General features: G+C 68.1%; 30 protein-coding genes and 1 pseudogene. 13 read left to right on the plus strand and 18 right to left on the minus strand.

Features of this window, described 5'->3' with window-relative positions; genetic code table 11:
- The first annotated feature begins 5 nt into the window (after positions 1-5).
- Entirely contained in the window at positions 6-1691 is a 1686-nt protein-coding gene (locus ACFCV3_RS23385) for a glycoside hydrolase family 9 protein (RefSeq protein WP_376033041.1), read from the plus strand.
- Between the two features lie 21 nt (positions 1692-1712).
- Here ACFCV3_RS23385 and ACFCV3_RS23390 read toward each other — a convergent pair whose 3' ends face one another.
- From ACFCV3_RS23390 to ACFCV3_RS23400, 3 genes are read right to left on the minus strand one after another with little or no spacing between them, the layout of a single operon-like run.
- Positions 1713-3374 (minus strand): FAD-binding oxidoreductase, encoded by a 1662-nt coding sequence (locus ACFCV3_RS23390; protein WP_376033043.1) that lies wholly within the window; start codon positions 3372-3374, stop codon positions 1713-1715.
- A 21-nt stretch (positions 3375-3395) separates the two neighbouring features.
- Complete coding sequence (locus ACFCV3_RS23395) at positions 3396-4340, minus strand: TIGR03621 family F420-dependent LLM class oxidoreductase (protein WP_376033045.1); 945 nt, start codon at positions 4338-4340, stop codon at positions 3396-3398.
- Positions 4330-5127 (minus strand): lysophospholipid acyltransferase family protein, encoded by a 798-nt coding sequence (locus ACFCV3_RS23400; protein WP_376033047.1) that lies wholly within the window; start codon positions 5125-5127, stop codon positions 4330-4332. The genes ACFCV3_RS23395 and ACFCV3_RS23400 overlap by 11 nt, the downstream gene beginning before the upstream one ends.
- A 64-nt stretch (positions 5128-5191) precedes the next feature.
- On the opposite strand from ACFCV3_RS23400, the gene tsaD reads away from it, so the two are divergent.
- From tsaD to ACFCV3_RS23415, 3 genes are all read left to right on the plus strand, one after another.
- On the plus strand, positions 5192-6235 hold the full coding sequence (gene tsaD, locus ACFCV3_RS23405; RefSeq protein ID WP_376033049.1) for a tRNA (adenosine(37)-N6)-threonylcarbamoyltransferase complex transferase subunit TsaD: 1044 nt from the start codon (positions 5192-5194) through the stop codon (positions 6233-6235).
- The gene (gene rocD, locus ACFCV3_RS23410; protein ID WP_376033051.1) at positions 6232-7449 is read left to right on the plus strand and encodes an ornithine--oxo-acid transaminase; all 1218 of its coding nucleotides are present in this window, start codon (positions 6232-6234) and stop codon (positions 7447-7449) included. Before tsaD ends, rocD begins: the two co-directional genes overlap by 4 nt.
- Positions 7450-7785: 336 nt before the next feature.
- Positions 7786-10029 carry a DEAD/DEAH box helicase gene (locus ACFCV3_RS23415; protein WP_376033052.1) on the plus strand — a complete coding sequence of 748 codons (2244 nt, stop codon included), beginning with the start codon at positions 7786-7788 and terminating at the stop codon, positions 10027-10029.
- Here ACFCV3_RS23415 and ACFCV3_RS23420 read toward each other — a convergent pair.
- The gene (locus tag ACFCV3_RS23420) at positions 10026-10388 is read right to left on the minus strand and encodes an STAS domain-containing protein (RefSeq protein ID WP_376033054.1); all 363 of its coding nucleotides are present in this window, start codon (positions 10386-10388) and stop codon (positions 10026-10028) included. The genes ACFCV3_RS23415 and ACFCV3_RS23420 overlap by 4 nt on opposite strands.
- Before the next feature lie 112 nt (positions 10389-10500).
- On the opposite strand from ACFCV3_RS23420, the gene ACFCV3_RS23425 reads away from it, so the two are divergent.
- A complete protein-coding gene (locus ACFCV3_RS23425; protein WP_376033056.1) occupies positions 10501-10842 on the plus strand; it encodes a YciI family protein in 342 nt (113 codons plus the stop codon).
- Between the two features lie 2 nt (positions 10843-10844).
- Here ACFCV3_RS23425 and ACFCV3_RS23430 read toward each other — a convergent pair whose 3' ends face one another.
- From ACFCV3_RS23430 to ACFCV3_RS23450, 5 genes are all read right to left on the minus strand, one after another.
- A complete protein-coding gene (locus ACFCV3_RS23430; protein WP_376033058.1) occupies positions 10845-11726 on the minus strand; it encodes a hypothetical protein in 882 nt (293 codons plus the stop codon).
- Between the two features lie 99 nt (positions 11727-11825).
- Complete coding sequence (locus ACFCV3_RS23435; RefSeq protein ID WP_376033060.1) at positions 11826-12431, minus strand: DUF1684 domain-containing protein; 606 nt, start codon at positions 12429-12431, stop codon at positions 11826-11828.
- Positions 12431-12913 carry a carboxylesterase family protein gene (locus tag ACFCV3_RS23440; protein ID WP_376033062.1) on the minus strand — a complete coding sequence of 161 codons (483 nt, stop codon included), beginning with the start codon at positions 12911-12913 and terminating at the stop codon, positions 12431-12433. The genes ACFCV3_RS23435 and ACFCV3_RS23440 overlap by 1 nt, the downstream gene beginning before the upstream one ends.
- Positions 12910-13902 carry a carboxylesterase family protein gene (locus ACFCV3_RS23445; RefSeq protein ID WP_376033064.1) on the minus strand — a complete coding sequence of 331 codons (993 nt, stop codon included), beginning with the start codon at positions 13900-13902 and terminating at the stop codon, positions 12910-12912. The genes ACFCV3_RS23440 and ACFCV3_RS23445 overlap by 4 nt, the downstream gene beginning before the upstream one ends.
- Before the next feature lie 63 nt (positions 13903-13965).
- Positions 13966-14139, minus strand: a complete 174-nt coding sequence (locus tag ACFCV3_RS23450) for a CsbD family protein (protein ID WP_376033066.1) — start codon at positions 14137-14139, stop codon at positions 13966-13968.
- A 142-nt stretch (positions 14140-14281) separates the two neighbouring features.
- Here ACFCV3_RS23450 and ACFCV3_RS23455 point away from each other — a divergent pair, with 142 nt between their 5' ends.
- The gene (locus ACFCV3_RS23455) at positions 14282-15613 is read left to right on the plus strand and encodes a glycoside hydrolase family 27 protein (RefSeq protein ID WP_376033068.1); all 1332 of its coding nucleotides are present in this window, start codon (positions 14282-14284) and stop codon (positions 15611-15613) included.
- A gap of 98 nt (positions 15614-15711) precedes the next feature.
- A complete protein-coding gene (locus tag ACFCV3_RS23460) occupies positions 15712-15966 on the plus strand; it encodes a hypothetical protein (RefSeq protein WP_376033340.1) in 255 nt (84 codons plus the stop codon).
- 3 nt (positions 15967-15969) lie between these two features.
- On the opposite strand, the gene ACFCV3_RS23465 is transcribed toward ACFCV3_RS23460, so the two are convergent.
- The 3 genes and pseudogenes from ACFCV3_RS23465 to ACFCV3_RS23475 form a co-directional block, all read right to left on the minus strand.
- A complete protein-coding gene (locus tag ACFCV3_RS23465; RefSeq protein WP_376033342.1) occupies positions 15970-16164 on the minus strand; it encodes a hypothetical protein in 195 nt (64 codons plus the stop codon).
- A pseudogene (locus tag ACFCV3_RS23470) lies at positions 16148-16675 on the minus strand (aminoglycoside phosphotransferase family protein); the annotation flags it as partial. The pseudogene ACFCV3_RS23470 and the gene ACFCV3_RS23465, both read right to left, overlap by 17 nt.
- A gap of 144 nt (positions 16676-16819) precedes the next feature.
- Positions 16820-17554 carry an ROK family protein gene (locus ACFCV3_RS23475; protein WP_376033070.1) on the minus strand — a complete coding sequence of 245 codons (735 nt, stop codon included), beginning with the start codon at positions 17552-17554 and terminating at the stop codon, positions 16820-16822.
- 135 nt (positions 17555-17689) lie between these two features.
- Between ACFCV3_RS23475 and ACFCV3_RS23480 the strand changes: the two genes are divergently transcribed.
- Positions 17690-18118 carry a hypothetical protein gene (locus ACFCV3_RS23480; RefSeq protein ID WP_376033072.1) on the plus strand — a complete coding sequence of 143 codons (429 nt, stop codon included), beginning with the start codon at positions 17690-17692 and terminating at the stop codon, positions 18116-18118.
- Here ACFCV3_RS23480 and ACFCV3_RS23485 read toward each other — a convergent pair.
- From ACFCV3_RS23485 to ACFCV3_RS23495, 3 genes are all read right to left on the minus strand, one after another.
- A complete protein-coding gene (locus tag ACFCV3_RS23485; RefSeq protein ID WP_376033335.1) occupies positions 18102-18359 on the minus strand; it encodes a WhiB family transcriptional regulator in 258 nt (85 codons plus the stop codon). The two genes, ACFCV3_RS23480 and ACFCV3_RS23485, sit on opposite strands and share 17 nt — an antisense overlap.
- Before the next feature lie 93 nt (positions 18360-18452).
- Complete coding sequence (locus ACFCV3_RS23490) at positions 18453-19688, minus strand: serine hydrolase domain-containing protein (protein ID WP_376033074.1); 1236 nt, start codon at positions 19686-19688, stop codon at positions 18453-18455.
- Between the two features lie 48 nt (positions 19689-19736).
- Positions 19737-20537 (minus strand): SDR family NAD(P)-dependent oxidoreductase, encoded by an 801-nt coding sequence (locus ACFCV3_RS23495; RefSeq protein ID WP_376033076.1) that lies wholly within the window; start codon positions 20535-20537, stop codon positions 19737-19739.
- On the opposite strand from ACFCV3_RS23495, the gene ACFCV3_RS23500 reads away from it, so the two are divergent.
- The 4 genes from ACFCV3_RS23500 to ACFCV3_RS23515 all read left to right on the plus strand — a co-directional run bounded on the left by ACFCV3_RS23500 (position 20527) and on the right by ACFCV3_RS23515 (position 23045).
- Positions 20527-21216, plus strand: a complete 690-nt coding sequence (locus ACFCV3_RS23500; protein ID WP_376033078.1) for an alpha/beta fold hydrolase — start codon at positions 20527-20529, stop codon at positions 21214-21216. The two genes, ACFCV3_RS23495 and ACFCV3_RS23500, sit on opposite strands and share 11 nt — an antisense overlap.
- A 5-nt stretch (positions 21217-21221) precedes the next feature.
- Entirely contained in the window at positions 21222-21725 is a 504-nt protein-coding gene (locus ACFCV3_RS23505; protein ID WP_376033080.1) for an NUDIX hydrolase, read from the plus strand.
- Positions 21726-21734: 9 nt separating this feature from the next.
- Entirely contained in the window at positions 21735-22175 is a 441-nt protein-coding gene (locus tag ACFCV3_RS23510) for a GNAT family N-acetyltransferase (protein WP_376033082.1), read from the plus strand.
- A gap of 105 nt (positions 22176-22280) precedes the next feature.
- Entirely contained in the window at positions 22281-23045 is a 765-nt protein-coding gene (locus ACFCV3_RS23515; protein ID WP_376033084.1) for an SDR family NAD(P)-dependent oxidoreductase, read from the plus strand.
- A gap of 24 nt (positions 23046-23069) precedes the next feature.
- On the opposite strand, the gene ACFCV3_RS23520 is transcribed toward ACFCV3_RS23515, so the two are convergent.
- Together ACFCV3_RS23520 and ACFCV3_RS23525 are read right to left on the minus strand one after the other, a co-directional pair.
- Complete coding sequence (locus ACFCV3_RS23520) at positions 23070-24038, minus strand: small ribosomal subunit Rsm22 family protein (RefSeq protein ID WP_376033085.1); 969 nt, start codon at positions 24036-24038, stop codon at positions 23070-23072.
- 211 nt (positions 24039-24249) lie between these two features.
- Positions 24250-24942: a VOC family protein gene (locus ACFCV3_RS23525; RefSeq protein WP_376033087.1), complete on the minus strand. Its 693-nt coding sequence runs from the start codon at positions 24940-24942 to the stop codon at positions 24250-24252.
- Between the two features lie 109 nt (positions 24943-25051).
- On the opposite strand from ACFCV3_RS23525, the gene pyrH reads away from it, so the two are divergent.
- Positions 25052-25759, plus strand: coding sequence for a UMP kinase (pyrH, locus tag ACFCV3_RS23530; RefSeq protein ID WP_376033089.1), 708 nt, complete (start codon positions 25052-25054; stop codon positions 25757-25759).
- Here the strand turns inward: pyrH and ACFCV3_RS23535 are convergent.
- Positions 25752-26534, minus strand: coding sequence for a phosphotransferase family protein (locus ACFCV3_RS23535; protein ID WP_376033091.1), 783 nt, complete (start codon positions 26532-26534; stop codon positions 25752-25754). The genes pyrH and ACFCV3_RS23535 overlap by 8 nt on opposite strands.
- Between the last annotated feature and the right edge of the window lie 34 nt (positions 26535-26568).

Here is a 26568-nt window from a genome sequence, read left to right on the forward strand (position 1 = left end):
ATGTGGTGCAGGCGTGGGATGAGGACATGCCGCGGGTGCTGGTCTCGCACCTCGGGTTCGGCAGCGGAGCCAGCAAGGCCGTGGTCGCGGTGGTGCCGACCACGGTTACCAGCGCCACGCTCCTCGGACCCGGTACGGCGGTCGAGCTCGAACCCGAGGCGGTCGACCGGGTACCCGGCTGGAGCGGCGGCCCGTACGCGCGCATCCCCCTCCCCCAAGACGTTGCCGAGGGCAAGTACGTCGTACGGGTCCGCTTCGACGGCGGTGAGTTGCATTCCATCCAGTTCATGGTCACGCCCGAGCGGATCCAGCGGCAGACGATGTCCGACGTACTCGCGTACTTCAAGGCGATGCGGTCCAGCGGTGAGATCGACCGGAAGGATCGGGCCGCGAAGTTCTGGGGTGACGAGTCGGGTGCGACGGTCGATGCGCGCGGTGGTTGGCTGGATGCGAGTGGCGACACCAGCAAGTTCCTGTCGCATCTGACGTACACGTCGACGATGAGTCCACAGCAGATCCCCTTGTGTGCCTGGGCGATGCTGGCCGCGCGGGACGAGCTCATCGATCACCATCCCGGGCTGTTGCGGATGCTCGGCGCACGGCTGAGAGACGAGGCGTTGTGGGGTGCGGACTTCCTGTTGCGTTTCCGGTCGCCGAAAGGCTACTTCTACACCGGTATCTTCGACGCGCTCACCAAAGAGCTCGATGAGCGGGTGATCACGGCACCGCTGCAGAACAGCGTGCGCACCGATCGGTACCAGGCGGGCTACCGGCAAGGCGGCGGACTGGCGATCGCCGCGCTGGCGCGAGCGTCGACCGTGGACGACGACGGCGAGTTCACGCGCGCGCAGTACCTGGAAGCGGCGCAGGCGGGGTTCGCGCACCTCGAGAAGCACAACCTTGAGTACCTCTTCGATGGTACCGAGTCAGTCCTGGACGATTACACAGCTCTGCTGGCTGCTACCGAACTGGTTGCGGCTGGTGTTGATGCCGAGGAGGCTGCGCGGCGTCGAGCGGCCTCGCTCATCGCCCGGTACGTCGTACCAGCCGAAGGGCCAGGGTGGTTCCGGGCAGACGAGCAGGGCCGGCCGTATTTCCACGCAGCCGAACCGGGGCTGCCGATTCTCGCATTGCTGCGCTTCGCGGACGTGTTCGAAGATTCAGCGGCACGAGAGAGCGCTCTCCGGGCGATGCTCGACATCGTCCGGCGGACCGACTCGGTGCCGAACCCGTTCGGCTACCCGCGCACCCTCGTCCAGCCACTCGCCGAGGAGCCGCGCGAGTCCTTCTTCTTCCCGCACGCGAACGAGACCGGCTACTGGTGGCAAGGCGAGAACGCCGCCATCGCGTCCCTGTCCACCGCGGCCAGCGCCTGCGCGCGAATCGCCGAAACCCCGGCGGACCGCGAGCGGTTGACCACGTTCGCCGACGATCAGCTGGCGTGGGTGACCGGCCGGAATCCCTTTGACACCTGCATGTTGCAGGGCCGGGGCCGGAACAACCCCGACTACGCGTCGGACTTCCCGAACTTCCCCGGCGGCATCGTCAACGGGATCACGGCCGGCTGGAGCGACGAGCAGGACATCGCGTTCCTGCCGCCCGACGCGCCGGACGGCGAGGAATGGCGCTGGGCCGAGCAGTGGATCCCGCACACCGCCTGGTTCCTCTTGGCCACCGCGTCCGCGCGCTAGCCAAGAGGTCAGGAGGTCAGGTCAGTTGACGATCTTGCCCGGGTTGAGGTTGCGGCCCGGGTCGACGACGCTGAAGATGCCGCTCACCATCTGTACGCCGGCCTCGGAGATGTCGTCGCCCATCCAGCGCGAGTGCTCGGTACCCACCGCGTGGTGGTGCGACAACGTGCCGGCCGAGTCGATGAACGACTGCTGCACGGCCGACTTCACCACGTCGTACTGCGCGATCGGGTCGCCTTCACCTGCCTTGAAAGCAAAGGTGAAGTAGAGGCAGGCGCCGCTGTGGTACGAGTGCGACAGGTGGCACATCACGAAGCCCTTGACCCCGAGCTGCGCGAACGCTTTGTTGGCCCGCTCGACCGTCGTGTCGTAGAGCGGCATCAGCTTCGACCAGGCCGCCGAGGTCTCCGACACGTCCGCGAGCGCGCCGCGGTCGAGCAGGAAGTCCCGGATGTACGGCGTATCGAACTTCTTCTGGTCGTACAGCGCGCCCGGGCCCTCACCGACGCCGATGCCGCCGTGATCGGAGACGATCTTCTTGACCAGCTTGCGCTGCCGCGCGACGTGCTCCTCGCTGCCTTCGTACCCGATGAACGACAGGCACATCTGGTCCAGGTCCCAGCCCCGCTTCTTGAGTACGGCGATCAGCGCCGAGCTCATGAACTTCGAGAAACCCTTGCTGGTCTTGCGGGTCGCGAACGAGAACGAGGTTTCACGGGCGTCCGAGATCCGGGTGATCGACGGCGTCGCGTCACTCGCGGCGATCGCGCGCATCGCGGCCACGCCCCGCTTCCAGTCCGGGAAGAAGTAGCCGAGCACGACCCGCTTGGCCGGCTTGCGGTGCACCTGAACGGTGGCTTCGGTGATGACGCCGAGGCGGCCTTCGCTGCCCAGGATCATCTCCCGCACACTCGGACCGGTCGAGGTGACCGGGACGGCCCGGGTCGCGAGCGTCCGGCCCGGCTGGACGACGCGCAACGCCTTGGTGATGTCCGCGATGTCGCCGTACTTGTCGGACTGCATGCCGGACGAGCGGGTCGCGATCCAGCCGCCGAGCGAGCTGTGGGTGAAGCTGTCCGGGAAGTGCCCGAGCGTCCAGCCGCGTTCGCCGAGCTGCTTCTCGAGATCGGGGCCGAGGGCACCGGCCTGGATCTGTGCCAGCCCGGACTCCTCGTCGATCGACAGCACCTTGTTCAACCGGCCAAGGTCGAGTGACACCACCTGGCGGGTTTCATCGGCCGGCGCCTCCAGGCTGCCGGCGATGTTGCTGCCGCCACCGAACGGGATCAGTACGGCGTCCGCCGCCACAACCGCGTCCAGTACGGCGACGATCTGCTCCTCGTCGGCCGGGTACACGACGACATCCGGGATCCGGCGCAGGTCACTCGCGCGGATCCGGACGAGATCACGCAGGCTCTTGCCGAAGGCGTGGACGACCCGGTCGAGATCGGTGTCGACGACGTGCTCCGCGCCGACAGCGCCAGAGAGCGCTTTCTGGAGATCCTCGCTCAGCTGCGACGCCGGTACGTCGAGTTCCTCGAACGCGAGCGGCGCCACCGCCGGTGCGTTCAGGTCGACGTCGATGACCTTCTGGACGAAGGGCGCCAGCGACGGCTTGTCGTCGTGGGAGAACGCGACGCCGTCGACGCCCCAGCCCCACCACTTCATGTGTTGCACAGTCACGGTCAAGTCCTCTCAGAACAGTCAGGAGCCGGCGAGTTTGGCGACCACGGGGGCCATCGAGTCCAGGGCGTCGACCGCGATCCCGATCGACGAGATGCCGAACAGTTCCCGCCGTACCTGCAGGTCCTCGACGATCTCGTCGACCGACCCGAACAGGGCGTGCGGCGTACCGAGCGCCTGCTCAGGCGTGAGCCCAAAGCCGGCCGCAAGGTTGTTGGCCATCTCGGTCCGGTCGGTCCCGGGCAGCGCCAGGTGAATACGGGACTGCAGGATCAGGTCGTCGAACCGCTCCCCCGCGGCCTCGCGGATCCAGGCGATCTTCTGGTGGGTCGCATCGACCGTCGCGTTCGGGCCGACCGAGGCATCGATCAAGCCCTTCTGCATGTTCATGTTGATCGCGACCACGTCCGCCTCGCGCCCGGCCAGCGACAGCACCCGCTTGCCGCCGCCACCGATCACGATCGGCGGGTACGGCCGCTGCACTGGCTTCGGCGTCCCTTCGAGACCGCGTACCTGATAGTGCTTGCCCTCGAAGTGGCACGGCTTCTCCGCGAACAACCCCTTCAGTACGGCGAGCGCCTCCTCGAGCCGGTCGATCCGCACCCCCGGCGGGTCCAGCTGGATCCCGGCCCGCTCGTAGTCGGTGTGCAGCCAGCCGGCGCCGAGCCCGAGATCGAACCGCCCTCCGGAGAGCGCGTCCAGGGTCGCGGCCTCCTTGGCGAGCACGACCGGGTGCCGGTAGTCGTTGCAGAACAGCATCGACCCGATCCGCAGCGTGCTGGTCGCGTTCGCGGCAGCCATCAGGGCGGCGATCGGGGCGATCTGCTCGTCCAGGTGGTCGGACACGGTGAGGCTGTAGTAGCCGAGGTCCTCGACCTTGCGGGCCAGCGCGGACCAGGAGGCCGCGGTCACCTCGTTCGGCGAGGAGCACTGCACCGTGAAACGGAACGGCTTGTCAGCCGGCATCGCGAACTCCTTGGTCGTGAAGAGCGGTCACTGCAGCCTGCATCCGGGCGGCGAACTCAGGCACGGACTCCCCCGGTCCGGGAGTCAGCGGGTCGCCGATCGCGAACCGGACCGGGAGCCGTCGGGGCCGCGGCCAGTTGCGGCCCCGCGGCATCGCATCGTATGCGCCGGTGATGCCGATCGGGAGACAGGGCACCGCTTTGCTCACACACAGCGCGGCCGCGCCGAGCTGGAACTCGCCCATCAGACCGTCCCGGGAACGCGTCCCCTCCGGGAACACCAGCAGGCTGAAACCGTCGTCAAGCAAGCGGCCCGACGTACCCCGCATCGGCTTGTTCTTGCCGCGGTCGATCGGGAAGGCATTGAAGACCAGCCCGGTCAGAATCGCCCGCTTCTTACTGTCGAAGAAGTAGTCAGCCGCCGCGCCCACGGCCAGCCGCCGGGTGAGCGCGAGTGGGAGGAATGTCACCATCAGCGGCGCATCCAGATGACTCGAGTGGTTCGCCACCACGACCATCGGGCCGGTGACGGCCGGGCGGCCGACCACCTGCACCCGGACCAGATACCGGACCAGCGGTTTCAGCACGCCGCGCTGAATCACGATCCGCAACAACCCCGCCAACCGCGATTCCAGCCACGCCGGCTGCCGCCGGGACGCGGTGACGGGGCCGGACGCCGGGACGGGGCCGGACGCGGTGACAGGATCGGCCGAGGAAGCGCGGCCCGACGCGGGGACGGGACCAGCGGCAGGGGCGGGGGTGGGCTCCGGGGCCGGCTCAGCGCTCATCGGCGTCGACCTTACCTGCGACCCGGTCGCAGTTGGAAGGGACTCCATCGCCTAGTCTCCAGCTATGAGCGTCACCCTCGGACTCGAGACCTCCTGCGACGAGACCGGCGTCGGAATCGTCGCCGACGGCGTCCTCCTCGGCCAGGCCCTCGCCTCGAGCATGGACGAACACGTCCGGTACGGCGGCGTCGTACCGGAGGTCGCTGCCCGCGCGCACCTGGAGTCGGTCACCGCCGTCCTGCGGCAGGCCCTCAGTAACGCGGACGTCAGCCTCGAGCAGATCGACGCGATCGCGGTCACCTCCGGCCCCGGCCTGGCCAGCTCGCTGCACGTCGGCGTCTCCGCGGCCAAGGCCTTGGCGCTCGCCCTCGGCAAACCCTTGTACGCCGTCCATCACGTGGCCGGCCATGTTGCCGCGGACACGCTCGAGCACGGCCCGCTCCCGGACCGCTCGATCGCGTTGATCGTGTCCGGCGGCCATTCGTCGCTGCTGATGCTCGGCGATCTCGCGACCGATCCGATCGTGCATCTCGGTGACACCCTCGACGACGCGGCCGGTGAGGCCTTCGACAAGGTGGCCAGGCTGCTGGAACTGCCCTACCCGGGCGGCCCGTCGATCCAGCGAGCCGCAGCAGAAGGAGACCCCACGGCGGTGGACCTGCCGCGGCCGTTGCTGGGAAAGGTGAGCGAGCGCCATCGGTACGCGTTCTCCTTCTCGGGCCTCAAGTCCGCGGTCGCCCGGCACGTCCAGCTCGCCAGGCGCACGGGAGCGCCGATGCGGGCGGAGGACGTGGCAGCGTCGTTCCAGGAGGCGGTGGTCGACGTTCTGGTCGGCAAAGCGGTCGCGGCCTGCCGCGACCATGGCATCGACACCCTACTGATCGTCGGCGGCGTCGCTGCGAACGCCCGCCTCCGCGAGGTCGCCGAGACGCGGTGCCGAGCGGCGGGTATCACGCTCCGTGTTCCTGCCCCCAGACTCTGTACCGACAACGGCGCCATGATCGCCGCCGTCGGCGACCTGATCGTGCGCTCCGGCGCCAAGCCGTCGGGCCTCGAATTCGGCGCCGACTCCTCCGCACCCCTCGACCGCAGCCTGCTGGTCCGATGAAAGGCCGAACAGTGACCAACCCGATGGACCTCGAGAACCGGTATGGCGCGCACAACTACCACCCGCTGCCGGTGACGATCGCCACCGCCGAGGGTGTCTGGGTCGAAGACATCGAGGGCAACCGGTACCTCGACTGCCTGGCCGGCTACTCCGCGCTCAACTTCGGCCACCGGCACCCGGCGCTGATCGCCGCCGCGACCGAGCAGCTGGGCCGCGTCACGCTCACCTCGCGCGCCTTCCACCACGACCAGCTCGGCCCGTTCTGCGCCGACCTCGCCACGTTGGCCGGCAAAGAGGCCGTACTGCCGATGAACTCCGGTGCCGAGGCCGTGGAGACCGCGCTCAAACTCGCGCGCCGCTGGGGTTATCTGGTCAAGGGTGTCCCGGACGGCAAGGCCACCATCATCGTTGCGGACGGCAACTTCCACGGCCGGACGATCAGCATCATCAGCTTCTCCGGCGACCAGGAGGCGCACGACAACTACGGCCCCTACACGCCGGGCTTCTGCTCGGTCCCGTACGGCGATGCGGCCGCGCTCGAGGCGGCGATCGACGAGCACACGGTCGCCGTACTGATCGAGCCGGTCCAGGGTGAGTCCGGAGTGATCGTTCCGCCGGCCGGCTACCTGCCCGCGGTCCGCGAGCTCTGCACCAGGCACAACGTGCTGATGGTCGCCGACGAGATCCAGTCCGGCCTCGGGCGGGCCGGCGCGACCTTCGCCAGCGGCCGCGCGGGCGTCGTACCGGACGTCTACATCCTCGGGAAGGCGCTCGGTGGCGGCATCATGCCGCTGTCCGCGGTCGTCACCGACCGTGCCGTGATGGATGTCATCACGCCGGGAACCCACGGCAGCACCTTCGGCGGTAACCCGCTGGCCGCGGCGATCGGGCGGGCGGTCGTGAAGCTGCTCGAACCCGGCGACCTGCAGGCCCACGCCCTGGCGATGGAGCAGGAGCTCCGGGACCGCCTCGAGCCGCTCCGCGCCCACGGGCTGGTCGGCCTCCGGGTGCACGGCCTGTGGGCCGGACTCGACCTCGACCCGAAGCTCGGCAGCGGCCGGGATCTCTGCGAGAAGCTCGCGGCGAACGGCGTACTGGCGAAGGACACCCATGGTTCGACGATCCGGCTCTCGCCGCCGCTGACGGTCACCCCGGACGAGCTCGACTGGCTCACCGACCGGCTCACCCGGTCACTCAAATCACTGGCCGCCTGAAAATCGCTGGGCCGAGATGAGGGTCCGGTGGGTGACCTGACCAGGGACCGAGCGTAGTATTCTGGCAACACCGAACATCGGCATCGCCTTCTGGGCCGATCGTTACCGTCAGCGGCCGGAGTGGCCGGCTGTGCGGTGACCGGCCCGCCTGGCAATCCAGCGCCGTCAGTTCCGCCGGAATCCACGATCTCGATCGCTGGCCGGAGCGCCGGTTCCGCGCTCCTGGGGGTGGCCCGCACCGGGCCGCTGTGCGACGTGTCGCCGTCGGCGTAGTGACTGACGCGCAGTGCCGCGTTCGCCGTGGACAGTGGTCCGTGGCACGACAGAGGAGGACCCTTGGCCCGACGAGGTCAGCGCCAGTCCGGGGCCGCCAGCGGCTCCGGCCGCCGGCAATCCGGCGACACCCGGCGCGACGCCGGCGATACCCGCCGGCAGTCCGGTGATGCCCGGAAGCAGAGTTCGGGCGGCCGTAGTGCCTCATCTGGCGGGTCCGGCGGTGGCGCGGCAGGTAGCCGCCGGCGCCGCCCGGCCAAGGACGCCGAAGGTCTGATCCCGGTCCTGGCGAAGGCCGTCCGGGAGGTCGAGGGCGCTGTCGAGCGGGCCGCGATCAAGCCGTCGACCCGGACGAAATTCCAGGTCGTCGCGCTGCTCGTCCGCGAGGAGCGCGCCCGGGTGAACGCCGACGCCTCGGCCACCGACGCGCACCGGGCCGAGCAGCTGCGCCGCCTCGACGGGGTGGCCACCATCCTCGCCAAGACGGCTGCCCTTGAGCCCGCGCTGCTGCAGTTGCTCGCCGAGGACACCGTCATCTCCGAGGCCGCCGCCACCCTGCGCCGCGAGATGCTCACCGCTGCCGGCATGGAAGCCCCCGAGGAGCCAGCGGCCCCGGAGCCCGAGCCCGCGCCGGACACCGCCGTACGCCGGGTCGTCCCGAAGACCGTGGTCGCCCGGCAGCTCGCCAACCCGTTCCTCGCCCCTGACTTCAGTGCGCCGCCGGTCTCCCGGCCGGTTCGCCCACGTCGCCTCGCCGGGTGGGAGCTGATCACTCCCCTGCTCCGCTCCTTCGAGTACGCCGCTGCCTCCGCGAGCATGCCGTTGCCCGAGCCGACCGATCTGCGGATCGCCGCTGGCCAGGAGCTGATGCCGCATCAGTCCCGCCTGATCGCCTCCGCGGCCGCCGGTCACCGCAGCTTCCTGCTCGCCGACGAGCCCGGCCTCGGCAAGACCGCCCAGGCCCTGCTCGCAGCCAAGGCGGCCAACGCGTATCCGCTGCTCGTCGTCGTGCCGAATGTCGTCAAGACCAACTGGGCCCGCGAGGCCGACATCTGGACGCCGCAGAAGAAGGCGACCGTCATCCACGGTGACGGCGACTCGATCGACGGCTTCGCGGATATCGTCGTGGTCAACTACGAGGTGCTCGACCGGCACGTCGGCTGGCTCGGTGACCTCGGTTTCCGCGGCATGGTGGTCGACGAGGCGCACTTCATCAAGAACAAGAAGTCCCAGCGCTCCCGGAACGTTCTCGAGCTGTCGGAGCGGATCCGGACCCGGACTACCCGGCCGCTGCTGATGGCCCTGACCGGTACGCCGCTGATCAACTCGATCGAGGACTTCACCGCGATCTGGCAGTTCCTCGGCTGGATCGACGAGAAGGGCCCGCGCGCGGACCTGATGGAGTCGCTCGAGGAGACCGAGCTCGTCCCCGCCGACCCCGGCTTCTACGCCGCCGCCCGGTCGGCCGTGATCAACATGGGGATCGTCCGGCGCCGCAAGGTCGACGTGGCCGCCGACATCCCGGCCCGCCGGATCGCCGACCTCCCGGTCGAGCTCGACGGCGCCGTCGGCCGCTCGATCCGCGAGGCCGAGCGCGAGCTCGCCGAGCGCCTGGTCAAGCGGTACAACACCGCGCTCGAGACGCGCACCTCCGGCGTCACCGTCGAAGGCATCGACCACGAGCTGGTCCGCCGCGTCGCCGGCTGGGAACGCCAGGAGATGGACAACAAGAAGACCGGCGAGAACGTCTTCTCCCTGGTCCGCCGGATCGGCCTGGCCAAGGCCGGCCTGGCCGCCGACTACGCCGCCCAGCTCGCCCAGAGCGTCGGCAAGGTCGTCTTCTTCGCCCGCCACATCGAGGCCATGGACACCGCCGAGGAGCTGTTCGCCGAGCGCGGGATCAAGTTCGCCTCGATCCGGGGTGACCAGACCTCCACCAAGCGGCAGAAGAACATCGACGCCTTCACCAACGACCCCGAGGTCTCGGTCGCCGTCTGCTCACTGCTGGCGGCCGGCGTCGGGCTCAACCTGCAGGTCGCGTCGAACGTCGTACTGGCCGAGCTCTCCTGGACGAACGCCGAGCAGACGCAGGCGATCGACCGGGTGCACCGGATCGGTCAGGAGATGCCGGTCACCGCGTGGCGGATCATCGCCGCGCAGACCATCGACACCCGCATCGCCGACCTGATCGACTCCAAGGCCGGCCTCGCGGCCAAGGCCCTGGACGGCTCCGACGAAGAGGTCGGCTCGTCGGCCGACGTCCAGCTCGAAGCCCTCGTCACCCTGCTGACGGACGCGCTCTCCTAAGGAGCCGGCCGGTACGACGGGAGTGCCTGCACCAGCTCGGGATAGAGCCTGAGCTGGTGTGGTTCGAGCAGCTCGTGTAACCACGGTTGCCCACCAGCTACGCGCAACCATCCGTCATGTTCACGGGCCAGCGCCTCGGCCGTCACCAGTACGTCGACACCGGCGGGATCCAGTTCGCGGACCCGCCGTACGTCGACGACCACGGTCGAACGCTTGGTCGTGATCACTCGTCGTAGTTCAGCGGCGAACGCGGCCGCCGTCGCCTCGTTGACCGTCCCGGCCACCTTCACCACCACACACCCACCGACCGCGGACCACGTACACACAAAAGGGCCGCTGACATCCACGGGGCGAGTCATCGCCCGCTCCACCCGCCCGATCACAGATCAGTCCTCATCAGATCTCCTCACGCATTACCTGCAACCGTAGTACCCACTCCTATTCCCGCCCGCCGGGCAGTAGCGTCGGGGGATGGAATTCGATCGGTACACGGTGACGATGCTGAGGTTGCGCGCGGATGCGCCGGTGATGAGCGAGGCCGGGGACCTGCAGGACCGCCATCTCGCGCACGGCGCCGACCTGCAGGACCAAGGCATCATCCTGGCCCGCGGCCCCTTCACCGATCAGGACGATCCGCAGTACCGCGGCTTCTCGATCTGGTCGGTGGATGCCAGTACGGCGCGGGAGCACGCCGAGCGCGATCCCGCCGTACTGGCCGGACGGCTCGCGGTCACGGTGATGACCTGGATGATGCCCGCCGGCAATCTCCAGTTCAGCAAGGTACGCGTGCCGCGATCCAGGGCTGAGGTGTGAGCTCAGCAGTTGTAGGAGCCACTCTGACTCGACTTCTGCCAGTAGTTCGAGGAACTGCTCCACTGGATGCCGATCGACCAGGGGCCGATGCTGAATCCGTTGACCGACGTGCTGTTCCACGTGTGCCCGTATTTCGAGTAGGCCTGGACACAGGCCGAGACGTTCGACTTGAACGAGTACGTGATGTTGCCGGCGTAGGCGTCGGAGTAGCCGGTCAGGTAGGTTCCGGCCAGATCCTGGAATGCGTACCCGGCGCCGTACGAGCTGTTCGTCTCCAGCCAGCCATAGTCGTACTGACACTTGTTGTTCGAATTGCAGGTGTAGAACGTCACACCTGTGTTGGTGACGGACTTGTTGAGCGTGAGGGCGAAGCCGTCCGGACCACCGACCTTGACCCGGCAGGTAGATCCCGCGGCCGGCGGGCTGGTCCATTTGTACTTCGCACTGGCATAGAGCCGGTAGTCACTCGACGACCCCGCCAGCCAGATCGTGGGCGGCGTCAGACTGATGGCGTTGGCACTCGTCTGGGCGTTCGTGACGCTGCAGCCTTGCACTGCGGACGGACTCCTCAGCTGCGGCGCTGCTGCAGAAGGCTTGGCCGGCACCGGCCTGCTGACCTGTGTGAGGCCCATCCGTGCCAGGGTTGCCCCGTCGAGCTCGCCGAGTAGATCGAGCCGGGCGAGCTCGTTCCGGAACGCATCATCCTCGGCCTGTGACCGGTGCGCAGCATCGAGCGGCACCACCTTGCCTGAGGCAAGCGCAAGGGTCTTCTCGCCGATCGCCTGGCCCGCGGTGGCAACACCACCGGAGCTGAGCGTCAGTGCGGACAAAGCGCCGGTGACCACCAGCAATTTCATGACCGACCGAAACTTGAGCCGTTGCATGCTTTTCCCCTTTCATCCGGACAGCGAACGCTGATCACGTTTCCAGGGCGGGTTCCTGCCTCACCAGGTACAAACTCGTACACTGCACTTTCCTGCAGTTCAGCTTTCGGGCCGAGAAGTGAGTTCGCCGACGGGGAGGTCGACCGGGACGGTGTTGGTTTTCGGGGCGAGGGGGCAGGTCCAGCGGGGGCTGTAGGCGCAGGACGGGTTGTAGGTGAAGTTGAGGTCGAGGGTGAGGGTTCCGGCGGTCAGGTCACCGCCGAGGTCGGCGCCCTTCACGGTGTCGATGAGGTAGCGGCCGCCGCCGTACGTGCGCTTGCCGGCGAGAGCGTCCTTGACGGGGACGAACAGGCCGCCGCCGTACGACTCGAGCCACCAGACGTCGAGATCGCCGACGCCAGGCAGGCGCGCGACGCCGACGCGGCTGAACGGGATGACGCCATCCGTTGCCGAGGGCACCTCCCAGCGGACCGGGTCGACGTCGGTGTCGATGGTGACCTCGAAGCGGAGGTCGGAGCGATACGCGCCGATCTCAGGGCCTTGGTACGTCGAGCGTTCCTCGACCGGCGAGGCCGGGTGGGTCTTCAGCAGCTCGTCGCGGCCCGTCCGCCAGATCTTGTGTGCCTGGGCCGGATCGCTTTGCGCTCGAACCTCTTCGTACAAGGCGAACACGTGCCGCCGCCAGTCGGCCGTCTCCAGCGACATCAGACACCCCAGACCGCGAGCTCGGCGGCTCGGGGAGCCGCTTTGAGGACAGAGGTGGGGTGGTCGAAGGTCATGACCGGGCGCGTGGCGGTGTCGTACGACGGCCAGCCGGGGTCGCCGGTCGTGGCGAACGTGACCCAGACGGCGTGCATCTGGTCGGCGAGCTCCTGCGGCGCAACGCCGCCGTACAGCGGGGAGGTCGCGGTGCCCAGCGTGTCGAACATGAACGCCAGCTCCAGCGAGTGGCAGGCACCGAGCCCTTCGAGTGGCGACTTCCAGGCGAATTCATACAGGTACGGCGTCCCGTGCGGCCGCTGCGCAGTTGCCAGCTTGATCGTGGGAATCGTGAAGATGGAATCGGTGATCACGCTGGCCAGCACCTCGCCCGGCGACTGCTCGGGGCGGTTCGCGACGTAGGTCGCGGTGATCTCCGGCGGGATGCCCATCGCGGCGAGCGCGTGCGGCAGGACCTCGGCGGTCACGGAAGCGGCGACGCCGGACGGGACGACGAAGAAGCTGAACTCGTCACTCGTGGAGCCGGCCAGCAGGCCGTCCCTTCGGCGGCACCGGCGGCGATCGCCTGGATCGGCACCTCGAAGATCAGTTCGTTGTCGATCACCGGCATGACCGGCATGATCCCGCCGCCCACAGCGATCGTGGACACACCCCAGCGCGCCGGGTCAGGCTTGGCGCGCATCTCCATCGAGACCGCCCGCTGCGCGGCCAGCAACTCGTCCAGGCCCACCGATGCGAACCCTGCGGCCGACCACTCGACGCCGAGCCGCTTGGCGATCTCGGCGGAGACCGTGCCGGCGTCCTCGGCCAGCGCAGCCACGCCCGCCGATCCGCTCTGCACGATTGCGCGCCGGAAGAGCCCCTTCGCGGCCGGGATCGACATCAGCGTTGCGACGCTCATCGCGCCGGCCGATTCACCGGCGATCGTCACCCGGTCGGGGTCACCGCCGAACGCTGCGATGTTCTCCTGCACCCAGCGCAGCGCCGCCACCTGGTCGAGCAGTCCGCGGTTGCTCGGCGACCGCGGGATCACGCCGAACCCCTGGATCCCCAGGCGGTAGTTCACGCCGACGAGGACCACGCCGTCACGGGCGAACGCCGTACCGTCGTACTCAGGCACTGCGTTGGATCCGTTACGGAACGCTCCGCCGTGGAACCACACCAGCACGGGTAGTCCGCTACCCCCAGGCGTCCACACGTTCACGTTGAGGACGTCCGGTCCGGGGATCACCGGGTTCGACAACAGGCCGTCGTACGGCGGTTCGTAACCGGGCTGCGGGACAGTCGCACCCAACTCGGTCGCATCCCGCACGCCGTCCCACGTGACCGGCTCGGGGGCCTGATAGGCCTTCTCCCCCACCGGCGCGGCCGCGTACGGAATCCCGAGGAACGCGGTCACCTCGCCATCCGTCCGGCCCTTGACCTGTCCGCCCGAAGTCACCACGATCGCGTCCACGCATCATGCTTACCACGCGTGGCGCCGGCCCTCACCCCAGGTGAGGACCGGCGCGGCGTTACCTCAGTCCTTGAAGGCGTCCTTGGCCTTCTCGCCGGCCTGCTTGAGGTCGGCCGTCGTCTTCTCCGCCTGGCCTTCGGCCTGCAGGTCGCGGTTGTCGGTCGCGTCCCCGGCTTCCTTCTTCACCTTGCCCTTGGCAGCTTCGGCAGCGTTCTTGATCTTGTCTCCGACGCTCATCGACCTCTCCTTCGCGTTCGCTAGGGCGGTCCGGTGCCCACGGGACCTCTGTTCATGCAGCGTTACATTCTTGACGTGGTGAAGTAACACTCGTACGGTACCGGGGATGCTCCCGCAGTCCCCGTGACGAAAGGCGTCCCCCGTGTCTCGTTTCCTCCGCCGCGCAGTCGCGCTGGCGACCGCCGTACCGGTCCTGCTCGCTGCGGCGATCACGCCGGCCCAGGCGAAGAGCGACTTCAGCGTCAAGCCGTTCATGGGCTGGAGCAGCTGGAGTGTCCAGTCCTCCAGCAACCCCGCCTACGGCACCAAGTGGCTGACCGAGGCGAACGTGAAGTCCGCCGCCGACTCGATGGCGAAGAACCTCCGGGGCTCCGGTTACACGAACATCAACCTGGACGCCGGCTGGAACGCCAACTGGAACTGGGAGTTCCGTACCGACGCCAACGGCATCCCCGAGGCCGACCCGGAGCGCTTCCCGAACGGCATCGCGAGTCTCGCCCGCTACGTGCACAGCAAGGGCCTGAAGCTCGGCCTGTACGGCGGTGCCGGGCTGCAGACCGCGATCTACGACAAGAACGCGCCGATCCTCGGGACGAACTGCACGACCCAGGACATCACCGTCTACCCGCTGGTGAAGACCAACATGTGGGGCGGGGACTGGAAGATCGACTTCACCAAGCCCTGCGCCCAGGCGTACTTCAACTCGATCGCGAAGCGGTTCGCCTCCTGGGGTGTCGACTTTCTCAAGGTCGACGGGGTGCTGAAGGAGAACATCCCGGACATCGAGGCCTGGTCCAAGGCGATCGACCAGAGCGGCCGCAAGATGTGGCTGACCGCGAGCGCCTGGCCGATTCCGCGGGACGCCGGTGAGGGCCTGCAGCCGTGGGCGAACAGTGTCCGCGTGGACACCGACGTCGAGTGCTACTGCAACACGGTTTCGACCTGGACGAGTTCGGTCGACAACCGCTGGGAAGACCTGCCGAACTGGCTGGACGTCGTACGCCCGAACTACTGGCCCGACCTGGACTCGATGCCGATCAACAACAACTCCGGCGTCGGGATCCAGGACGGTATCAACGAGACCGAACGCCAGTCCGTGATGACGTTCTGGTCGATGGCCTCGTCACCCCTGTACGTCGGCGGCGACCTGGCGAACATCGACCAGAAGGCGATCGCGATCCTCACCAACCGCGAGGTGATCGCGGTCGACCAGGCCGGTGTCATCCCGACCCGGGTCACCGGCGGCACGCTGCAGATCTGGAAGAAGCGCCTGCCGGGCGGCAAGCTGGCCGTCGCCGTCTACAACCTCGGCTCCGAAACCGCCGACATCCCCGTCAGCTGGCAGCAGCTCGGCGTCCACGGGAACCGCCAGCTGCGTGACCTCGTCGCACAGCAGAACCTCGGCAAGTTCAACAAGTCCTGGACCGCCAAGGCTGTCCCGCCGCACGGCTCCCGGCTGATCACGTTGTCCTGATCCGACTTCCATCCGACACACGACGGTGATTGTGCGCAAGTAGGACACAGGAGCAAGCTAGGGACCGTTCCGCCCCTGGATTCCGAAGGGGAAACGGCATGACTACCGCACATATCGACGTCACGGACCACGAGCACCTGCCCGACGACGGTTGTGAGACGGTCGAGCACGAGGACCACGTCGACCACGTCCACGGGGACGAGCGTCACCCCGAGGCGATGGTCCACGCCGGCCACGAAGACACCCACAGCGCCGACGACGGCTGCGAAACCGTCCAGCACGGCGATCACGACGACCATCTGCACGACGGCCACCGCCACTTCCAGCACGGCGACCACGTGCACGAACACTGACCGTCAGTTCAGCAGCGCCGCAGCCAGCCCCACCGCGTCGTCCCGTCCGTACGGGTCGGCGTCGTGGGCGTTGGCGATCAGCAGGAGGTGCACGGCTCGGTAGATGCGCAGTACGTCGGGGGTCGTACCCGAAGCGGCCGGCGGTCGCTTGGTCGAAGGCTGCCTCGATCTCGCGGATCCGCGGTGACCAGAGCGCATACATCGTCCCGGCACTGGCCGCGTCGTACGCCGGATCGCCGGCCATCGTCAGCAGCCCGAAATCGATGATCGCCGTCGGCCGGCAATCCCCGTCGACCAGAATGTTGCCCGCGGTCACGTCGCCGTGGATCATCCCCGACGTGTTGTCCGGCAGCTCCCGGACTCGCTGGAGCAGGCGCTCAACCTTCCCATCCAGGTCGTCGATAGCCGGCCCCAGCTTGCTTTGGAACCTCGCGACCCGGCGCTCTGTCAGCTCCGCCAACGCCTCCGGCCAACTCTGGCCGGGTGCCCGAAACGGCTCGGCTTCGTCGAGAACCGCCAGCGTGGGCGTCGTTCTGACCGCAGCCAGCTCCTCCAGTACGGCGAGCACACAGTCCCGCGCGGGCGCCCCGAACTCCGGCGCCATGGTGTGCAGCGGCACACCCGGCAACTCAGCCTCAACGGTGACCCGGTACGGCGTCCTGTCGTGGATCTCGAGAATCTCGGGCGTGCGGATCGACGGCGCGTCCACCGACGCGTAGAACTCCGCGAGCCGCCTGAGTTCCGCCGTACCCGCGTGGAACCAGACCTTCGCGATCTTTCCCCGCCCAGCCTGAACACCGCACCCTGCATACCGATCGCAATCTGCTCGGCCCCGGCATAGCCCGGCAGGTGGTCACTTAGCATCATGTAGCAGCAAGTCAAGTACCCCGACATGGGCAGCAGACTTCGCATCCGGCGGCGCAAGCGACCTCTCTACCTGCATGTCGGGAACGACCCTTGGATGCGACCGCACCAGTCCACCGCCGAGCACCACCGTCGCCCCGGCCGGAAGCTCGGTCAGCTCGATGGCTCGCGTCAGTGCGTCGCGCACCCGCGTCTCGTCCTCAGCGCCCAACGGCGTCGGCAGCGCATGCCCGCCGATCGCAGCATCGAGACATCCGCGCCGCCCACAACCCCCGCACACGGCATCGCCGAACCCCACTTGGTGCCCGAACTCCACCGCGACCAACTCCCCCGCCGACACCCGAACCGCGCCCACGCCTGTCCCGATCACGACGTACAACAGCTCGGCCGGCTCACCATCACGCAGCAGCCACTCCCCCAACGCGCCCGCCTCGGCGTCGTTCAGTGACACCTCCGGCCGCTGCGGGAACCCGAGCACCTCCCACGCCTCCACATCCATCCACCCCAGATGATGCGCGCCCCGAACCCGACCATCCACCACCCACCCAGGCGCCGCCAACCCATACCGGTACGCCGTCTCGGGCCGCACCACACCGTCCGCGAACCCCACCGTGCCGTCGACCAACGTCGCCGTCTGCACCGACGAGCCACCAACCTCAACCGCCACCACCGGCTCCGACTGCTGCCCCCACCGAGCACGCAAGAACCCCGGCAACTCACTCATCCCGTCAGGCTAGTTGCGCACAGCACCCAGCGCCCGGCATTTTGGCGGGCCACCACCACTGACAGCCGATGGACAGGCTCGCGACAGCTCCTCTTTCGTTCACTGGTTCTTCCAGACCTGCTGATCGGAGCCTTGATGATCAAGAAGTTCCTCGTCGCCGCCGCGATGTCCATAGCGCTCTCTGCTGCCATGCTCACACCTGCGCAGGCGGCGCCTGCTGAACCGCGAGACGTGCTCGCCATCCCGTCGGTGACTCCGTCGCCGGAGCACTGGCTGCATCCCAGGGACCAGGCTGAAGCCACCGACTGGGTCAACAACTGCGCTGACGGACGCTACTGCACCTGGATCCGCAGTAACACCGGGCGCTACTCCTTCTTCCAGTTCTACCGCTGCCAGGAGTACGCCCTGTCGAACTGGGGCGGCACCTCCAACTACTTCAACAACCAGCGAGGCGCGACTGTCGAACTCCGCGGCGAGCGCCACAACCTGATCCGGACCCACAGCCCCGGCTCCAAGTTCATCACCAACTGGGATCCGGTCTGGTTCATCAACCTCTGCGCCTGACCCGGCTGCGTTTCAGTTCGCGGCGTTCGAGTTCGGTCAGGCCGCCCCAGATACCGGCGTCCTGACCGGACTCGAGCGCGGACTCCAGGCACTCGGCCCGGACTGGGCATCGGCTGCAGACGCGCTTGGCTGCTTCAACCTGCCGGAGCGAGGGTCCCGTCGTACCGATCGGGAAGAACAGTTCCGGGTCCTCGTCCTGGCAGGCGGCTGCCAGGATCCAGCTCTCCGCTCGTACCCGCATCTCCGTCTCGCTGCTGCCCATCGCAGTCTCCTCCATGAGCTCCTGAAGGTAAGACCACGCCCGGCGCCCGGATGTGACTACTTGCGACCAGCGTCACATCCCCAGGCAGTCCTTGACCGCGGCCGACAGGCTCGACGCGCGCGGCTCGCCGACGCGGAAGGACCAGCGGTTCATCACATAGCCGAAGCCGACGCCGGCGTCCGGGTCCGCGAAGCCGATCGAGCCGCCCGAGCCCGGGTGACCGAACGCGTTCGGCCCGAGCATCGGCTGCGGCGGGCAGGACCGCCAGAAGCCGAGCGACATGTAGAACGAGCGGTCGGCCGGAAGGTCCAGGCCTGGCGGGAGCCCGTGCATCCGCGTCTTGTCGGTCTGGACCTCGATCATCCGCTCGACGGTCGCCGGGTCCAGGAGCCGGATGCCGTCCACCTCGCTCACTGTGGCGGCGTACATCCGCGCGATCGATCGGGCGTCGGCGACCATGTTCGCGGCCGGTACCTCGGCGGCCCGCCACTCGCGCTTGGTGAAGTAGTCCGACGTCGGGTCGAAGGCACCGCCGAGTACGCCGGCCTTCGCTTGCACCGAGCCCTCACCCCAGACCGAGGTCATCCACGCGTTCACCGTGTCCGCGTCCAGCCCGGTCGTCTCGAGAATGCCCTGCGTCATCTCCTCCAGAGTGAACGGCGCGGCGAACTCGATCCGCGCCACCTTCTCCTCCTGCTCGGCCGGCAACCCGATCCACGCCTGCAGACCCAGCGGGCCGGCCACCTCATCCGCGAAGAAGGTCCCGAGCGATTTGCCCGAGATCCGCCGTACCAGCTCGCCGACCAGATAGCCGAACGTCACCGCGTGGTAGACGTGCTCCGTGCCCGGCGTCCACAGCGGCTTCTGCGCTTCCAGTGCGCGGATGACCGGGTCCCAGGCGTACGCCTCCTCGAGCGTCAGCGGCCCGTCGATCAGCGGCAGTCCGGCCTGGTGCGACAGCAGCCAGCGGACCGGGATCTGATCCTTGCCCTCGGCACCGAACTCCGGCCAGTACTTCGCCACCGGCGCATCGAGATCCAGCTCCCCGCGCTGGGCGAGCAGATGTGCACAGATGGCCGTCGCGCCCTTCGTCGTCGACGCGACCTGGGCGATCGTGTCCTGCTTCCACGGCCGCCCGGCCTCGGTGTCGGCCAGGCCACCCCAGAGATCCACGACCGGCCGGCCTCCGACGTACACGGCTACCGACGCGCCCGACTCACCAGGGTTGCCGTCGAAGTTCGCGCGGAACGCATCCGCGACCTTGCCGAAGCCGTCCTCAACATGTCCGTTCACGAGTGTGTTGTTCATGCCGAGGACGATTCCGGACCGCGCTGACACGGCGCTGACACCGCTCAGTCAGTGCAACGTGTACCCGCCGTCGATCACCACGACCGACCCGGTCATGAAACTCGACGCCTCCGACGCCAGGTACACCACCGTCGGCGCGATCTCCTCCGGTACGGCGTACCGCTGCATCGGCGCGTCATCGATCCAGCGCGCCTTGAACCGCGGCTCGTCCACCGGCGCCATCTCGGTCTTCGTGTACCCGGGCGCCACCGCGTTCACCCGGATGTTCAACGGCGCCCACTCCGCCGCCAGCGACTTCGTCAACTGATGCACCGCCGCCTTCGAAGCGTTGTACGCCGGCTGCCACTGCGGCCGATTCACAATCTGCGCCGAGATCGACCCCACGTTGACGATCGTCCCACCACCCACTGTGCGGAAATGAGCGGCCGCCGACTGACTCAGCTTCCACAACCCACTCACATTGGTCGCGAAAACCTCGTCCCACTCCGCATCCGGCACCTCCAACGCGGCCCGATGAAAACAAGCCCCCGCGTTGTTCACCAGAATGTCGAACCGCCCGGTCGCCTCCACCGCCGCAGCAACCGCGGCCTCCCCCGACGCCCGATCATTCACCTCAAGCCCAACCCCCACCACCGTCCGCCCAGTCGCCGCAGCCAACTCCGCAGCCGCCACCTTCGAGGCCCCCTCATCCCGCGCCCCGATCACCACATCAGCCCCAGCCTCCGCCAGCCCCCTCGCGAACGCCTTCCCCAGCCCCCGATACCCACCCGTCACCAACGCCGTACGCCCACGCAACGAGAACTTCTCCAGAACCCCGCTGCTGTTGCTGCACGGCGGGTTGTTCAACATCGACCTGCAGTTCGGTCCGTTGCTGCCGGGGCTGGCCGAGGGCCGGCAGGTGATCGCGCTGGACTTCCAGGCTCACGGGCGCACGAACGACATCGACCGGCCGCTCGGTACGGCGGCCCTCGCGTCCGACGTGGTCGGCCTGCTGCAGGAGCTCGGCGTACCGCAGGTGGATCTGTTCGGCTTCAGCGTCGGCGGAGCGGTTGCGCTGGAACTCGCGGTCAAGCATCCCGAGCTGGTTCGCAAGGCGGTGATCTCGTCGGTCTCGTTCCGTCCCGACGGCATGCGGCCGGAGAACGCGGCAGTCGGTGAGATGAAGGTCGAGATGATCGCGGGGACGCCGATGGAGTCGGACTACCTGGCCAAGTCGCCGCACCCGGATCACGAGCATCTGCAGGAGCTGCTGAACAAGCTCGGCGGGTTCGTGGCCGGCGACGGCTGGTCGGACGAGGAGATCAGCGGGATCGCGGCGCCGACACTGTTCACGGTCGGCGACTGCGACGCGGTGAAGCTCGAGCACGCCGTCCGCTTCCTGCAGTTGCGCGGTGGCGACATCAACGGCGACTTCGTCGGCGTTCCGTCGTCGCAGCTGGCCGTCTTCCCCGGCACCACGCACTTCAACGGGCTGGGGCGGACTGCGCTCGTCCTCGACACCGTCACCACCTTCCTCGACGCAGACTGACCATCTTGCCGACCCGCCCGCTCGACCTGCCGCTGCGCCTCACGGCGTTCACCTGCACTGTTGACCCGGGCGGGCGGCTCCTGATGGTTCGGCACGAGCGGTTGGGCGTCGTCCGCTGGGAACTGCCCGGCGGTCACGTCGAACCAGGTGAGTCGGCAGCTGAGGCAGCGGTCCGCGAGACGGTCGAGGAGACCGGCGTACTGGTCACGCCTGGGCGGGTCGTTGCCGACTGCCTGCACCGCTGGCGGGGTCGCGGTGTGGAGATCGTGTACTTCGAGGCTCAGCCGCAGTCTGTTGCGGAATTGGGTACGACGGATGCGCGGATCAGCGATGTGGCGTGGGTCGATCCGGCCCGGCTCGATGTCGAGGAAACGTCGGCGCTGGGCCGGCCGGTGATCCAGCACCTTGCTGCGGGCAACAATTCGCTTCTGCATCTGAGCGCGTCGCACCACCGCACGACAGCGGGCTGGGAACCGATCATCCTCTCGAGCCGGCTCTGCGCTGAGTAGGCTCAGGGCATGTTTCGTGAGGCTGGGGCGGCGGACTTTGCAAGTGTGATGGAGCTGTACCGGCAGCTGCATCCGGCGGACGCGGTGGTCCCGGAGGAACGCGCCCGGACTGTGTACGACGAGATCCTGCAGACCCCCGGGATGCGGCTGTTCCTGCTCGAGGAGGACGGTGTTGCCATCGCCTCGACCTACCTGAACGTCATCCCGAACCTGACTCGCGGGGCTGCGCGGTACGGCGTCGTGGAGAACGTGATCGTGGATGCGGCGCGCCGTGGGACCGGGATCGGCAAGGCGGTGATGGCCGGCACGCTGCAGGCCGCCTGGGATGCCGGCTGCTACAAGGTGATGCTGCTGACCGGCTCCAAGCGGGAGTCGACCCATGCCTACTACCGGGCCTGCGGGTTCGTCGCGGGTGCGAAGACGGGATTCGTTGCGCATCCGCCGGCCTGACAGGATCGTGCAAAGGCCGGCGAGCATTGGTCTACGGAAACACCTGTCTCACAACGTTCACTGGAGTGGTAACCAACCACGACGTTGTAGGAGATAGGCGCGATCATGCAAATTGCAGTCATCACCGGTGGAAGCTCCGGAATCGGTCAGGCCACCGCCTTCGAGGTCGCCAAGCGCGGGATCGGCGTCATCCTCACGTACCACGGCAGCGCCGAGCGTGGGCTGGAGACGGCCGAGCGGATCGAGAAGGACGGCGGTACGGCGGTCGCCCTGCCGCTGGACGTGAGTCACCAGAGAGCGCTCTCTGGTTTCCGGGACGCGATCTCGGCCGCGCTGCAGGAGCGGTGGGGCCGCGACACGTTCGACTTCCTGGTCAACAACGCGGGGGTTGGACAGCTGCCGGTGCCGTTCGAGGAGACCACGGAGCAGCTCTTCGACCAGATGATCGGCGTTCACCTGAAAGGCCCGTACTTCCTGACCCAGACGCTGCTGCCCCTGATCGCCGACGGCGGGTCCGTGGTGTTCACCACCAGCTCGGCGGGGCTGCTGACCTCGCGTCCGTCGAACGGGTACTCGGTGTACGGCAGCGTCAAGGGCGCCCAGGTCGTGCTGACCCGCTACCTCGCGAAGGAGCTGAGCGCCCGCGGGATCCGGGTGAACGCCGTCGCTCCCGGCGTCACCCGTACCCGGCTCGGCGGCGACGCCTTCGCTCAGCACCCTGAGCTGATCCCGCCGGTCGCCGAGAACACCGCTCTCGGCCGGATCGGCGAAGCCGAGGACGTCGCCGCCGTGATCGCCTTCCTCCTCTCCAGCGAGGGCCGCTGGGTCACCGCCCAGACGCTGGAGGCATCGGGCGGCTACGACCTCTGAGATCGCGAGAGAGCGCTCCCCCGCCTACATCTCCGGCCAGGGAGCGCCCTGCACCGCAGCTCGCGCCGCCCCGTACGACGGACTCGACTTCGGAACGCGGATCGGCGTTCGCCGGGCGGTCGCCGTACAGAGTGTGAGCAGGACTTGGTTCTTCGGCCTGACCGGCGGAGTGAGGACGCGGGCAGCCGCTCGGCGCGCCGGTCGCCGGGTGGCGACCAGGTAGCTGAACTTCTCGTCCTCGTAGTTGCGGGTGCCGTCCTTCAGCCGGCGATGCAGTTCGGTCCGCGGCAGCCGTACGGCGAAGTGGCACCAGTCAGGGTCGGCGAGCGGGCACTCCAGCTGATGCGGGCAGGGAGCCGCGATCGCGAAGCCCAGGCCGATCAGCTGGGCACGCGCCTCGAGGATGTATCGGTAGCCACAGGGAGTACCGGGTTCCACGAGAACGACCGTGTCTCCAGACGCGGCTGCTCTCGCGATCACGCTGCGGCGGGTTTCTGGTGAGAGCTCGTTCAGGAGATACGCGAGCGTCACGAGATCCACCACTGGTGAGGCCGCTTGCCAGTCACGGAGATCCGCCGCCGACCACACCGGCGGCGTACTCCAGGACGGGCCAGCAGCGACGAGGCGTCGTCCGAGCGCGACCGCGGCCGCTTGACGTTCGACGATCCGGGTCTGGATGCCCGGCCAGATCGACGCAGCAGCCCAGGCGGCAGCGCCGGTCCCACCACCCAGGTCGAGGTGTGTGCCGGCAGCGCCCACATGAAGGTCGGCGGCCCGCAGCGCAGCCTGGATCGCCCGGTACGTCGCGGGCATCCGGACCACGGCATAGGCCAGGCAGTCGAGGTTGTCCCGCAGAGCGGGAGACGCGTCGGCGACGGCCGCCTCCCGGTAGCGGGCGGACAGTTCAGTTGCGCGCTTGCGGAGTACGTCGTACCTCACGCCGCTGAGCGCGCGCAGGAGGACAGCATGCAGTTGGGTGTCCACGGAGGACATGAGAAAGCTCCGGTTCGGCAGGTACGGGGTGCGCAGAGCGCACGGGACCCGCGGCCAACGCCGCGACGTACCAACCGGTCCGACAGATCAGAAGGAGGAGTTGGCACGCAACCGGATAGCCATGCAAGCCATTACGCACCTCCTCGGCGCCGCATTCAGAAGCGGCTCTCACTCACACCGTAGCGAGCTCCAGCACTCCCCGACTACTCATTTAGCGGCCTTCGATCGTGCAGACACAGGCGCGGTTGCCTTGCGCGTCAGAAAGCACGGTGAACGACGGGTCCTCGTCGAAGGTGACCGTTCCACCCGCGGCCACGGCGGCCTCGATCCGGGCCGGCGCCAGCGCAACCGGCATCCAGAGGTCGTAGTGAAAACGCTGGCGCGGCGTCTCGTGCGGCGAGGTCTTCTGGAACCACAGGTTCGGCGTCCGCCCGGTGGGGTCGGCGACCCAGCTGGTGCCCGCCGGGTCGGGATGCTCGTAGTTGGCGGCATCGCCGGTGAGCAGCGTGGCCCAGAACGGGCCGATCTCGTCCGCGTCGTGCGTGTCGAGGCCGAGCTCCACCTGGAAGATGCCGTTCGGATCAGGCTTCAGGCCGCGCGCCGCAGCCAGCGCACTGATGTCCCGGGCGAGGTCGATGTCGAGCTGCGTGACGGAGGGCCAGACCTCCTCGGTCCCGTCCGTCCCGCGATACACCGAATCCGGCGTCAGGAGCTTCAGGTCCACGAACGTCGACGTCAGTCGCACCTCGGGATCGTGGCCGGCCGAGATCTCCCCCACCGCCTGCACGAATCCCACACCGTCCGCGAACGACCCGACCAGGAACCGCGCATGCAGCGCCTGCTCGAGCTTGCTCCAGTCAGCCAGCCCGGCATCCTGGATCGCCTGCACGCTCAACACATCCATCTCCGGCTCCCAACAGTCTGCTGGTCAGCAGACCAGCTGTGCAGCAGATTAGAAGGCGGCGCCGACAATTGTGGTACATCTGCATCACCCGCCTTCGATGAGGAGCAGCATGTACCGACGGCTCGTGCTCAAGTTGTCCGGCCAGGCGATCGCCGGGGGTGACGAGTTCGGGTTCGACAGCGACCGGCTCACGCACCTGGCGACCGAGGTGATCGCGCTGCGCGCCACCGGAGTCCAGGTCGCGGTGATCGTCGGTGGTGGCAACGTGTTCCGCGGAAACCGGGCCGAGGACTGGGGTATCGATCGTGTCGAGGCCGACAACATCGGCATGCTCGGGACCGTCATCAACGCGGTGCTGCTCCGCGGCCGGCTGTCCGCGCTCGGTGCGCACGGCGTCCAGCTGATGACCGCGGTCCCGATCAACAACATCGCCGAGCCGTACATCCGGATGCGTGCGCTGCGGCACCTGGAGAAGGGCTCGATCGTGGTCCTTGCCGGAGGCAACGGTCAGCCGTTCACGACGACCGACTACCCGGCCGTGCAGCGCGCCGTCGAGCTCGAGGCCGACGCGCTCCTGGTCGCCAAGAACGGCGCCGACGGCGTGTACGACGCCGATCCGAACAAGAATGCCGACGCGACCCGGTTCGACCACCTCAGCTACGAGGAAGTGATCGAGCGTGGGCTCGGGGTGATGGACCAGTCGGCGTTCATCCTGGCCCGCGACCACCGCCTGCCGCTGCATGTCTTCGACATCGACCGGCCCGCGGCCGCGGCGTCGATCAGCAGCGGCAAACACATCGGCACGCTGATCAGCTGAGCTCCGCGGCGATGCGCCGTACATGGGGATCGAACCAATCCCCGTCAGCGGCATGCTCGGCGTACAGGGCCGTGAGAGACCACAAGATCCGGTACCGAGAGAGCGTTCTCTGGAGAACGCGCTCTCTGGGGTCCAGGCCGTAGGCGGTGAGAACGGTTTCTGGCGCGGCAGTGATCGTGAGACGCGCGAGATCGTAGAGCGGGTCTCCGTAGCACGCGTCTCCCCAGTCGAGGATCGCGGTGAGCTTGCCGTCGACCGCGTAGAGGTGCCGGGCGTGCAGATCCCCGTGCAGGAGCGACGCCGGTACGTCGGCCACTCCGGCGATGAACGCGGGCATCGTCGCCCGAAGGCGGTCGGTGAGATCGTCGGGAACGATGCCCACCAGCTTGCCGAGATCGGTGATCAGCGGGGTCAGCGTGCCGGCCCAGTCGGCGTCAGCGTCGTGGATCTCGTGCAGGCGGCGCAGCGCATGGACGGCCTGGACGAGCACGTCCGGATCGTCCGACGGTGTGCCCGCGACCTCGGCCATGATCAGGTACGGCGGCCGGCCGAGGCTGGACGCGAGGATCTCCGGAACAGGTACGCCGACCGCATGAGCCTGCTCGATCGCTCGTGCCTCGGCGGCGATCGCGGCACCGCTCTTGAGATACGCCGTCGCTCCAGAGGCGGCGTGGATCCGGAACGTCTGGTTGCCGACGAATCCCTGGACGGGTTCCACGGACTCGATCGGTCCGAGAACGGCGGCGGCGAACGTGCCGGCTTCAGTTGGGTGCACAGGACTCCTTTAGCCAGGGGCTAAAACGTTTGGA

The sequence above is a fragment of the Kribbella sp. NPDC056345 genome (genome assembly GCF_042262745.1).
In the GTDB taxonomy this organism is placed as follows: Bacteria; Actinomycetota; Actinomycetes; order Propionibacteriales; family Kribbellaceae; genus Kribbella.

What these genes read in the sequence shown, in the direction of transcription:
- ACFCV3_RS23465 (WP_376033342.1), bottom strand. Translation starts at nt 16,164, where the DNA reads ATGCGCTCTGGTCACCGCGGATCCGCGAGATCGAGGCAGCCTTCGACC.
- ACFCV3_RS23430 (WP_376033058.1), bottom strand. Translation starts at nt 11,726, where the DNA reads ATGCAACGGCTCAAGTTTCGGTCGGTCATGAAATTGCTGGTGGTCACC.
- ACFCV3_RS23460 (WP_376033340.1), top strand. Translation starts at nt 15,712, where the DNA reads ATGACTACCGCACATATCGACGTCACGGACCACGAGCACCTGCCCGAC.
- ACFCV3_RS23485 (WP_376033335.1), bottom strand. Translation starts at nt 18,359, where the DNA reads ATGCGGGTACGAGCGGAGAGCTGGATCCTGGCAGCCGCCTGCCAGGAC.
- ACFCV3_RS23510 (WP_376033082.1), top strand. Translation starts at nt 21,735, where the DNA reads ATGTTTCGTGAGGCTGGGGCGGCGGACTTTGCAAGTGTGATGGAGCTG.
- tsaD (WP_376033049.1), top strand. Translation starts at nt 5,192, where the DNA reads ATGAGCGTCACCCTCGGACTCGAGACCTCCTGCGACGAGACCGGCGTC.
- ACFCV3_RS23420 (WP_376033054.1), bottom strand. Translation starts at nt 10,388, where the DNA reads ATGACTCGCCCCGTGGATGTCAGCGGCCCTTTTGTGTGTACGTGGTCC.
- ACFCV3_RS23395 (WP_376033045.1), bottom strand. Translation starts at nt 4,340, where the DNA reads ATGCCGGCTGACAAGCCGTTCCGTTTCACGGTGCAGTGCTCCTCGCCG.
- ACFCV3_RS23400 (WP_376033047.1), bottom strand. Translation starts at nt 5,127, where the DNA reads ATGAGCGCTGAGCCGGCCCCGGAGCCCACCCCCGCCCCTGCCGCTGGT.
- ACFCV3_RS23425 (WP_376033056.1), top strand. Translation starts at nt 10,501, where the DNA reads ATGGAATTCGATCGGTACACGGTGACGATGCTGAGGTTGCGCGCGGAT.
- ACFCV3_RS23475 (WP_376033070.1), bottom strand. Translation starts at nt 17,554, where the DNA reads ATGAGTGAGTTGCCGGGGTTCTTGCGTGCTCGGTGGGGGCAGCAGTCG.
- ACFCV3_RS23435 (WP_376033060.1), bottom strand. Translation starts at nt 12,431, where the DNA reads ATGTCGCTGGAGACGGCCGACTGGCGGCGGCACGTGTTCGCCTTGTAC.
- ACFCV3_RS23495 (WP_376033076.1), bottom strand. Translation starts at nt 20,537, where the DNA reads ATGTTGAACAACCCGCCGTGCAGCAACAGCAGCGGGGTTCTGGAGAAG.
- ACFCV3_RS23450 (WP_376033066.1), bottom strand. Translation starts at nt 14,139, where the DNA reads ATGAGCGTCGGAGACAAGATCAAGAACGCTGCCGAAGCTGCCAAGGGC.
- ACFCV3_RS23490 (WP_376033074.1), bottom strand. Translation starts at nt 19,688, where the DNA reads ATGAACAACACACTCGTGAACGGACATGTTGAGGACGGCTTCGGCAAG.
- ACFCV3_RS23480 (WP_376033072.1), top strand. Translation starts at nt 17,690, where the DNA reads ATGATCAAGAAGTTCCTCGTCGCCGCCGCGATGTCCATAGCGCTCTCT.
- rocD (WP_376033051.1), top strand. Translation starts at nt 6,232, where the DNA reads ATGAAAGGCCGAACAGTGACCAACCCGATGGACCTCGAGAACCGGTAT.
- pyrH (WP_376033089.1), top strand. Translation starts at nt 25,052, where the DNA reads ATGTACCGACGGCTCGTGCTCAAGTTGTCCGGCCAGGCGATCGCCGGG.
- ACFCV3_RS23520 (WP_376033085.1), bottom strand. Translation starts at nt 24,038, where the DNA reads ATGTCCTCCGTGGACACCCAACTGCATGCTGTCCTCCTGCGCGCGCTC.
- ACFCV3_RS23515 (WP_376033084.1), top strand. Translation starts at nt 22,281, where the DNA reads ATGCAAATTGCAGTCATCACCGGTGGAAGCTCCGGAATCGGTCAGGCC.
- ACFCV3_RS23525 (WP_376033087.1), bottom strand. Translation starts at nt 24,942, where the DNA reads ATGGATGTGTTGAGCGTGCAGGCGATCCAGGATGCCGGGCTGGCTGAC.